This window comes from Streptosporangium sp. NPDC049644 (assembly GCF_040675205.1).
GTDB classification, from domain to species: Bacteria; Actinomycetota; Actinomycetes; order Streptosporangiales; family Streptosporangiaceae; genus Streptosporangium; species Streptosporangium fukuiense.
The window spans coordinates 1-1,076 of the sequence record NZ_JBFAOJ010000284.1; the positions used below are offsets into that span (position 1 = coordinate 1).

The 1,076-nt window shown below is 62.4% G+C and carries 1 tRNA gene and 1 pseudogene; both read right to left on the reverse strand.

Annotated features, from left to right (window positions below):
- Positions 1 to 417 (reverse strand): annotated as a pseudogene (locus AB0J58_RS45155) (TROVE domain-containing protein); the annotation flags it as partial.
- A gap of 106 nt (positions 418 to 523) precedes the next feature.
- Positions 524 to 596: transfer RNA gene (locus tag AB0J58_RS45160), tRNA-Ser, on the reverse strand.
- Positions 597 to 1,076: the final 480 nt, after the last annotated feature.

The window sequence follows — 1,076 nt, forward strand, 5'->3', positions numbered from 1 at the left end:
GTAGGCGAGGGCCTCGCCGGGCTCGTCGGCGCGCTGAATGACGCTATTGACGAGCTGCCGGTTCAGACCGTGCTCGCCCGCGGCGAGCCGTGCCTTGACGGACTCCAGGGCGGCGACAAGCGGGGCGGTGCGCATGTTCGCCTCGCTGCGCAGCCAGGGGAGAAAGCGAGCCATCCACTCGCCATCCTCCACGGCGACCTGGTGGACGAGGTTACGGAACCGGTCGTCGCGGTCGCCAGCCTTCTCGTAGAAGGTGCTCTCTCCGACCATGTTCGACACCGCAAGGAGGAACAGTTCACCCTTGGCGTCGCGGACGTATCCGGGGGCGCCTTCGTAGGTGCGGCCGGATGGGGTGCGCTCGGTCGTGACTGGGCTGGAGACCGCCGGACGGGTGGCCGTGGTGTTGAACTTAGACATGCGACGAGGCCCCTCTCATAGTCGTTCGAGAGGGGCCTCGTTCAAGAGTTCACGCCCGAGATCAAGTCGGCGACGGTGACGGACTTGTCCCAGGACCCTCGGCCGGGGCCGAGTGCAGGTGTCGAACCTGCCTATGTCTCATTAGCAGTGAGAAGTAACCGTTTGCCTGCGCACCGGGCGTGCTCTGAAGTTGTTCCCTCCCGAGATCAAAGTGCCGACGGCTTCACCCCGCGAGCGGGATGTTGAGGGCTCTTCACACCCTCGATGGACCCGAAGGTCCTGGCGAAGAAGTAACCGTCATGCGGCGCACCGGGAAGGTGCTATCAAGTTGTTCTTCCCCGAGATCAAGAGTCGGCGACGGTCTCGTACGAGCGCTCTACCAGACTGAGCTACCACCCGGAAAATCTGGTCGGGTGGACAGGATTTGAACCCGCGACAAATCGTTCCCATTGAAGTATCCGCTGCCTGCGCACCGGGGAAGGAAGCATTCAGTTGTGAGCTTCAGAGGTCAGGAGAGGCATCCGGCGTAGTTTCAGCAAAAGAAGTAGCCAGTCGCCATTCGCACCTGAAGCGCTTCTCACGTTATCGGGAAGCGTGACGCGTCACACCTGCATTTCCGGCCAGGATGGGCGTGCGGACCAAATGTGATCGCATCTCTC